Consider the following 7486-nt stretch of genomic DNA (forward strand, 5'->3'; position numbering starts at 1 on the left):
TCAATTTACCTTCATCATGGAATTACTTCACCATGGAGGTATCTGACGTGCGTGCCCCGTCTCCCATCCCCGACAGGACGACCGAGCCCTACCGGTGGCGGTGGCTGATCCTGGCGGTGATGATCGTCGCGGAGATCATGGATCTCCTGGACGCCTCGATCGTCAACGTTGCCGGGCCGGACCTGGAGAGGTCCCTCGGCGCCGGTTCCGTCGGACTGCAATGGGTGATCGGCGGCTACGCCCTCACCCTGGGCGCCGGCCTCGTGCTCGGCGGCCGGCTCGGCGATCGCTTCGGCCGACGCAGCATGTTCCTGATCGGCTTGGCGACCTTCACCGCGAGCTCCCTGCTGTGCGCGATCGCGCCGAACATCGAGTCACTGATCGCCTTCCGCCTGCTGCAGGGCACCGCCGGAGCGATGCTGCTGCCCCAGGGCCTGGGCCTGCTGCGGGAGAACTTCTCCGGCCCCGAGCTCACCAAGGTCTTCGCGGTCTTCGGACCGGTCCTCGGCCTGGGCGGCATCATCGGCCCGGTCCTGGGCGGCTTCCTCATCGAGGGCGACTACTTCGACCTGGGCTGGCGGTCGGTGTTCCTGGTCAACCTGCCGATCGGAATCGCGGCACTGATCGTCGCCGCGAAGTTCGTGCCCAAGAAGGCGGGCGACCGCTCCGTACGGGTCGACATGACCGGCGCCGCGCTGGTCGTGGCGTCCTGCGCCCTGCTGGTGCTGCCGCTCAACCAGGGTCAGGAGAACGGCTGGCCGCTGTGGACATGGCTGTCCATGGCCGCCTCGGCGACCGGTTTCGCCCTTTTCGCCCTCCAGCAGCGCCGCACGGCAGCCGCAGGACGCGAGCCGCTGGTGACCCCGGGCCTGCTTCGCAAGCCGGCCTTCACCGTGGGCCTCGGCGGCATCGCCCTGTTCTTCGGCGGGCTCATCGGCACCCAGCTCGTTCTTACCCTGTTCCTCCAGATCGGCCGGCACTTCACCGCCGGTGAGGCGGGACTGGGCAACCTGCCCCTCGCGGTGGGAACCGCGATCGGAGGCGCGGTCAGCGGCGCGTTCCTCGCGGACAGGATCGGCCGTAAGGTGCTGCAGATCGGACCGCTGGTCCAGCTGGCCGGCGCGGGCGTGCTGTGGTTCGAGCTCGACGGCCTGGACGTCACCTCGTTCTCGATCTGGGACGTCGTCCCCGGCGTGGCGGTGGCGGGCATCGGTGCCGGCATGGTGATCGCCGCCCTGTTCAGCTTCATCCTGGCCGCGGTCGACGACGACGAGATCGGTTCCGCCTCCGGTGTCCTGTCGGCGGTCCAGGCGGTCGGCGGTTCCATCGGTGTCGCGGTCTTCGGCTCGGTGTTCTTCGCCCAGGCCAAGGCCGGTGACTTCACCGGCGGCTTCCACCGCGCGCTGATCGTCCAGGCCTGCCTGCTGGCCGTCTTCTTCGCGATCACCTTCCTGCTGCCCAGGAGGGGCCGCCCCGAAGAAGAGCAGCACGGCACCGCCACCGCCACCGCGCCCGCCACCGGCTCCGACGCGGAGCGGCACCTCACCGCGTGAAGCACAGCTGGGGAGGGCGCCCGCGGAAGCCCGCCGAACACCGCCGTCCGCCGCACCGCGGCCGGGTCACCTCCTCCTGACCCGGCCGCGGGTCGGCGGCCCGGCACCCCCCTCGGCGTGCCCGGCCGCCGGCCCCGGGCGGTGGTGCGTCAGGTCCGCCCCAGCCGCAGGGCCAGATCGGTCAGGCGCCGCAGGCAGTGCCGGACCTGTTGCCGCTCCATCCTGGTACCGGCTCCTTCGGCGGCCTCGTCGAAGGGCGTCTCCCGGCTGCCGGCGGCCACCGTCCGGTCGCGGTCGGCCGCCGCCTCGCAGTGCCGGACCCGGTCCACGGCACGGTGGTGGGCGATGGTCATCACCCAGGGCAGTACCTCCCCGCGCAGCGGGTCGTAGCGGGCCGCGCCGCGCCACACCTCCAGCATCACGTCCTGCGTCACCTCCTCCGACTGGGCCTCGTCCCGAAGGATCCGGCGAACCAGGCCGAACACCGGGCCGGCCACCGCGTCGTACAGCCGGGCGAACGCCTCGTGATCACCGGCGGCGACGAGCGCCATCACCGCCTTGAGGTCGCCCGGCGGCTCGGAGCGGCCGGGCAGGAAGGCGACGGCGGTCACCTGCCACGCCCCCGCGATCCGCAACTCCGGTGACCGGCCGGGCGGACGCACCGGCGAGGCGTACCGGCCGGACGGTCGCGTGCGGCAGGCACGGCGACCGCCCGGGCCTGGTTCGGGGCTTCAGGAATGTCGTTCACCGGTCGCGCGGTATTCGCCCCCGGCGGGCCGGCGGATTGCCTTCGGACGGATCCGGTCGCCCCCTCACCCGATCGAGTGAACCCGGGCAACGGACCCATCCGCGGCGCCGAGCCGACCGAATGGGGAGTGTGAGCAACGATGTGACCACCCGACGCGCGGGGCGCCGCGACCGTGCCGGAGCGCTGCCGGCCCTGATGGCGTTCGGCGCGGCCGCCGCCTGCGCGGCCCTCGCCGTCGGGAGACGGCGGCGGCCCTCCTGCGCCCGCAGGCGGCCCCGGTGATCGCGATCGGCTCGGCCGCGATCGACCTCGCGCCCACCGCGGTCAAGGAGTGGGCGGTGCGCTCCTTCGGCACCTCCGACAAGACCGTGCTCCTCACCGGGATCTACACCGTCATGGCACTGCTCGCCGTCGCCCTGGGGCCCGTGGCGGCCCGCCACCGCGCCGCGGCCGTCGTCCTGCCGCCACCGGCCCGCCCCCTGCCAGCGCTGCCGCCCGTCGCCGGGCCACGGATCCCCGGACTCCCACCGCTGCGCACGCCGACCGCCGACTTCTACCGCGTCGACACGGCCCTGACCCTGCCCCGGATCGACCCGCGCGACTGGACGCTGCGGATCCACGGCCTGGTCGACCGGCCCCTGGAACTGTCCTTCGACGAGCTGCTCGCGCTGCCGATGGAGGAACTCGACCACACCCTGACCTGCGTCTCCAACGAGGTCGGCGGCCCGTACGCGGGCACCACCCGCCGGCTCGGGGTCTCGCTGCCGGGCCTGCCGCGCCGGGCCGGTCCGCGGACCGGTGCGGAGCAGCTGCTCGGCCGCTCCGAGGACGGCATGACCATCGGCACACCCGTGGCGTCGGTCCTGGACGGCCGCGCCGCCCTGCTGGCGATCGGCATGGACGGCGCGCCGCTGCCCGTCGAACACGGCTTCCCCTGCCGCACCGTCGTCCCGGGCCTCTACGGCTACACCTCCGCCACCAAGTGGCTGGTCGACCTGGAGGTCACCACCTTCGCCGCCCGCGACCCGTACTGGGTGCAGCGCGGGTGGGACCGCACCGGCGAGGTGCGCACCGCCTCCCGCATCGACGTGCCCGCCGCCTTCGCACGGGTGCCGGGCGGGGACGTCACCGTCGCCGGCACGGCCTGGGCGACCCACCGCGGCGTCGCCGCCGTGGAGGTCCGCGTCGACGGCGGGCCCTGGCAGGAAGCGGTGCTCGCCGCCGACGCCGGGCCCGACGTGTGGCGGCAGTGGCACCACACCTGGCGCTCGGCCACGCCCGGTACGCACCGCCTGGAGGTCCGCGCCACCGGCGCGACCGGGGCCGTCCAGGAGGAGACCCGCAGACCGCCCTTCCCGGCCGGTGCGACGGGCTGGCACAGCACCGTCGTCACCGTCCTGTGAACCGTCCGACCCCCGCTCCGAGCGGGACGGCACCACCCATCCGAAAGAGAAAGAAACCGATGACCACCATCCTGCGCCGCAAGCCCGTCACCGCCCTGCTCGTCGGCGGCGTCCTCGCCGCCACGCTCACCGCCTGCGGGGGCGACGACAGCTCCACGGCGGCCGGCCCGGCGCCGACCGCGGCGGCCGCGACCACCGGGGCCGCGAACCCGGTACCCGTGCCGGACTCCCCGGCCGCCCAGAGCACGGCCGGGGCGAGCACGGCCGGACAGGCGATGACCGGGCAGCCGTTCGGCGTCGCCTGCACCGCCGTCCCCAAGGACGGCGCCGGCTCCTTCACGGGCATGGCCGCCGACCCGGTCGCCACCGCCGCCTCCAACAACCCGCTGCTCTCCACCCTCGTCACCGCGGTCAAGAAGGCCGGTCTCGTCGACACCCTCAACTCCGCGAAGAACATCACCGTCTTCGCCCCCACCAACGACGCCTTCGCCAAGCTGCCCAAGGCCGACCTCGACGCCGTCCTCGCCGACAAGGACAAGCTCACCAAGATCCTCACCTACCACGTCGTCCCGCAGCGGCTGGCCCCGACGGCCCTGACCGGTGCGCACAAGACCCTGGAGGCCGACGAGGTCACCGTCACGGGTGCCACGCCCGAGTTCGCCGTCAACGGGTCCGCCAAGGTCCTCTGCGGGAACGTGCAGACCGCCAACGCCACCGTCTACATCGTCGACACCGTGCTGATGCCCGCCTCCTGACCCTTCGTCGCCCCACCGACCGCGGTCCCCGGCCCCATGTCCCAGGGCCGGGGACCGCGTCCACCGGGCGAACGGCCCCTCACTCGTGCGGCCCGGCCTCCAGCGCGGCCCGCAACGCCCCCGCGACGACCATGACACCCAGATCGACGACGACCCCCTCGGCGTCCCACACACCGCGGTCGGTGATCATCAGGCCGATCAGGGCCAGGTCACCGGCGTCATTGCGCAGTTCGTACTCCGCGATGCTCTCCTCGCCGACCTCGCCCAGCTCGTCACGGTCCCAGGCGGCGACCGCCGACTCGGCGACGGAGCGCGGCAACCGCACGGTGATCCGATCGACCTGGGGATCGAGATGGGCCCCGATCGCCGCCAGCACGGCACGGTCCCGCTGGTACCTCACGTACTGTTCGCGATCTTCCATGGGGCCGAGCGTACCCAGGCCGATCCGGCTCCCGGTGCGGAAGCCGGTTGACGTCGGGGGCGGCGGCCCTCCGTGAGACCGCCCGGCAGCCGAAACGACGAACTCCCCGCCGGACACCGGGCGGGGAGATCGTCGCCAGGGCACGGCCGGCGGCGCGATGGCACGACGACGCGGCTCGGCCGCGGCTCACCGCCGACGTCGACGCGCGCACGCTCGCATGCCCGACGGGCCGGGGGAGTCGGGGTGCTAGGCGATCCGGGCCCAGGCCGTCCAGCTGCCGTTCGCGGCGTGGCTCCGGGCCCAGAGGCCGCCGTCCGTGCCCCTCGCGCCGACCTCGAACTGGCCCCCGCCCGTGTCCGAGGCGATGATGCCGACGCCACCGATCAGGTAGCCGCCCAGGGACGTCCAAGCGGTCTTCTTGCCGGCCGCGCTGCTCGAACGCGTCCACACGGCGTGGTCGGTGCCGATGACGAACACCTGTCGGCGACCGTCCCGGTAGCCGTACTCGGCCATGCCGGGCTGGCCGAACTCGCCGCCGCAGAGGTACTCGCCGCCCCAGGCCGGGCTGGTGCAGTGCATCGGCTCCGCCACCGCGCTGGCGGGCGCGGCCATCGACGCGACACCGGCGAGAACGGCGGCGGCCACCGCCGTCTTGATCTTCTTCACGGGTACTCCTCCGTAGCGCGGACCGGAGCCGCCCGTCCGGCGGACGGCTTCCTCTGTCGAGGTGACGGCTGCTCAGGTCCGAGGGGTTCACCGGGCCTTCGCGGGGTGCGCGTTCGGGCAACCGCGCGGTGCCGCCGGGGCAGGCCGTGGCTCGCCTCCCCGCCGCCCGCCCGCCCGTCGCCCGTCCCGGATCGGCGAACCCCGAGCGCGTCCTGTTGAGGGCGAGTGGCGTGCGTCACATACTGCGGCCATGACGGATGAGTGCAGGCGGCAGATGGAGTCCACCTCGACATGACACGAATCATCGCGGACATCTCGGTCTCCCTCGACGGCTTCGTCACCGGACCGGACCCGGGCCCGGACAGCGGGCTGGGCACCGGTGGCGAGGCGCTGCACACCTGGGCGTTCTCCGACGACCCCGACGACCGTCGGCTCCTGCGCGAGGCGACCGGCCGTTCGGGCGCCGTCATCCTCGGCCGCCGGCTCTTCGACCTGGTCGACGGGCCGCACGGCTGGGACGACGAGACCGGCTACGGCGCCGCGGAGGTCGGCAAACCGGCTTTCGTCGTCGTGACGAGCTCGCGGCCGGAGTCCGTCCGACTCGGCGCCCTCGACTGGACGTTCGTCACCACCGGTCTGCCCGATGCCGTCACCGCCGCGCGCCGGCACGCCGAGGCGGCTTCCGCGAGCAGCGGCCGGGACCTCGACGTCGTCCTGATGGGCGGGGGCGCCCTGATCCGCTCGGCGCTGGACGCCGGCCTGGTCGACCTGCTGTCGCTGCACCTGGCCCCCGTCCTGCTGGGCGCCGGCACACCCCTGTTCACCGGCGCGGTGCCGCGCACCCTGGTGCAGCGGAGCGTCCTCGCGACATCGACCGCGACGCACGTGACCTACGACGTCCACTGACGGCGCGTTCCCCAGGCGCCCGGCCGGCCGCGGGAGGGACCGGAGTACCGGTCCCTCCCGTGCCCCGACGTCGCCCACGGCTCGTCGGCCCGCTCTCAGCCCCCGGCGAACCGGCCCTGGACCCCCCGGTCGGCCCGCGGCCGGGGCGTCACTCGAAGCGCGCGGGGTCGCCGGCGCCGCGCCGGACGATCTCCGCCTCGCCGCTGGAGAAGTCGACGACCGTGGTCGGTTCCGTGCCGCAGTCGCCGGAGTCCACCACGGCGTCCAGCACGTGGTCGAGGCGCTCCTTGATCTCCCACCCCTGGGTCAGGGGCTCGTCCTCGCCGGGGAGGAGCAGGGTGCTGGAGAGAAGGGGCTCGCCGAGTTCGGCGAGGAGGGCCTGGGTGACGACGTGGTCGGGGATCCTGACCCCCACCGTCTTCTTCTTCGGGTGCATCAGCCGGCGCGGGACCTCCTTGGTGGCGGGGAGGATGAAGGTGTAGCTGCCCGGCGTCGCCGCCTTGATGGCGCGGAAGACGGCGTTGTCGATGTGGACGAACTGGCCCAGCTGGGCGAAGTTCTCGCACATCAGGGTGAAGTGGTGGCGGTCGTCGAGCCGCCGGATCGTCCGGATCCGTTCGAGGCCCTCGGTGTTGCCCATGCGGCAGCCGAGGGCGAAACAGGAGTCGGTCGGGTACGCGATCAGGGACCCGGCACGGAGGCTCTCGGCCACCGTGCCGATGGTGCGGGCCTGCGGGGTCTGCGGGTGAACGTCGAAGTACTTCGCCATTGGCCGACCCTACGGGATCCACGGCCCGCCCCGCGCCCGGCCCGCGCCGGAGGCCGGAGCCTTCCCCCGGCAGCCGGCGCGGGCCGGGCGCACGTGCGCTCCTTCCGGAGGGCGGCCCGGGGCCCCGGCGGGACACGGTCGCGGCGGGGGGGGGGGGCCCCGCCCGCCCGCCCCCCCCCCCGGGGGGGGGCGCCCGCGCGCGCGGCCCCCCCCCCCCCCCCGGGGGTGCGGGCGGGCCCCGCGGGGGGGGGGGGGGGCTCCGAAC

The 7486-nt window shown here is 74.0% G+C and carries 7 protein-coding genes and 1 pseudogene; 4 read left to right on the forward strand and 4 right to left on the reverse strand.

All coding sequences use genetic code 11. The features are described from left to right. The first annotated feature begins 47 nt into the window (after positions 1-47). Positions 48-1553, forward strand: coding sequence for an MFS transporter (locus tag ACZ34W_RS25690; protein ID WP_465607416.1), 1506 nt, complete (start codon positions 48-50; stop codon positions 1551-1553). Positions 1554-1702: 149 nt separating this feature from the next. Here the strand turns inward: ACZ34W_RS25690 and ACZ34W_RS25695 are convergent, their stop codons facing one another. Continuing rightward, positions 1703-2164: a sigma factor gene (locus tag ACZ34W_RS25695; protein ID WP_465607418.1), complete on the reverse strand. Its 462-nt coding sequence runs from the start codon at positions 2162-2164 to the stop codon at positions 1703-1705. 257 nt (positions 2165-2421) lie between these two features. Between ACZ34W_RS25695 and ACZ34W_RS25700 the strand changes: the two are divergent. Together ACZ34W_RS25700 and ACZ34W_RS25705 are read left to right on the forward strand one after the other, a co-directional pair. Then, positions 2422-3704: pseudogene (locus ACZ34W_RS25700) on the forward strand (molybdopterin-dependent oxidoreductase). Between the two features lie 59 nt (positions 3705-3763). Continuing rightward, positions 3764-4459, forward strand: a complete 696-nt coding sequence (locus ACZ34W_RS25705; RefSeq protein WP_352286814.1) for a fasciclin domain-containing protein — start codon at positions 3764-3766, stop codon at positions 4457-4459. 79 nt (positions 4460-4538) lie between these two features. On the opposite strand, the gene ACZ34W_RS25710 is transcribed toward ACZ34W_RS25705, so the two are convergent. Together ACZ34W_RS25710 and ACZ34W_RS25715 are read right to left on the reverse strand one after the other, a co-directional pair. Further along, positions 4539-4880 (reverse strand): hypothetical protein, encoded by a 342-nt coding sequence (locus ACZ34W_RS25710; RefSeq protein ID WP_465607420.1) that lies wholly within the window; start codon positions 4878-4880, stop codon positions 4539-4541. Between the two features lie 246 nt (positions 4881-5126). Then, positions 5127-5546 (reverse strand): DUF8189 domain-containing protein, encoded by a 420-nt coding sequence (locus ACZ34W_RS25715; RefSeq protein ID WP_352286819.1) that lies wholly within the window; start codon positions 5544-5546, stop codon positions 5127-5129. 291 nt (positions 5547-5837) lie between these two features. Here ACZ34W_RS25715 and ACZ34W_RS25720 point away from each other — a divergent pair, with 291 nt between their 5' ends. Continuing rightward, the gene (locus ACZ34W_RS25720; protein ID WP_396489180.1) at positions 5838-6452 is read left to right on the forward strand and encodes a dihydrofolate reductase family protein; all 615 of its coding nucleotides are present in this window, start codon (positions 5838-5840) and stop codon (positions 6450-6452) included. A gap of 148 nt (positions 6453-6600) precedes the next feature. Here ACZ34W_RS25720 and ACZ34W_RS25725 read toward each other — a convergent pair whose 3' ends face one another. Continuing rightward, the gene (locus tag ACZ34W_RS25725; protein ID WP_329485351.1) at positions 6601-7221 is read right to left on the reverse strand and encodes an L-threonylcarbamoyladenylate synthase; all 621 of its coding nucleotides are present in this window, start codon (positions 7219-7221) and stop codon (positions 6601-6603) included. Between the last annotated feature and the right edge of the window lie 265 nt (positions 7222-7486).

The sequence above is a fragment of the Kitasatospora sp. NPDC022856 genome (assembly GCF_055561235.1).

What these genes read in the sequence shown, in the direction of transcription:
- ACZ34W_RS25720 (WP_396489180.1), top strand. Translation starts at nt 5,838, where the DNA reads ATGACACGAATCATCGCGGACATCTCGGTCTCCCTCGACGGCTTCGTC.
- ACZ34W_RS25725 (WP_329485351.1), bottom strand. Translation starts at nt 7,221, where the DNA reads ATGGCGAAGTACTTCGACGTTCACCCGCAGACCCCGCAGGCCCGCACC.
- ACZ34W_RS25705 (WP_352286814.1), top strand. Translation starts at nt 3,764, where the DNA reads ATGACCACCATCCTGCGCCGCAAGCCCGTCACCGCCCTGCTCGTCGGC.
- ACZ34W_RS25710 (WP_465607420.1), bottom strand. Translation starts at nt 4,880, where the DNA reads ATGGAAGATCGCGAACAGTACGTGAGGTACCAGCGGGACCGTGCCGTG.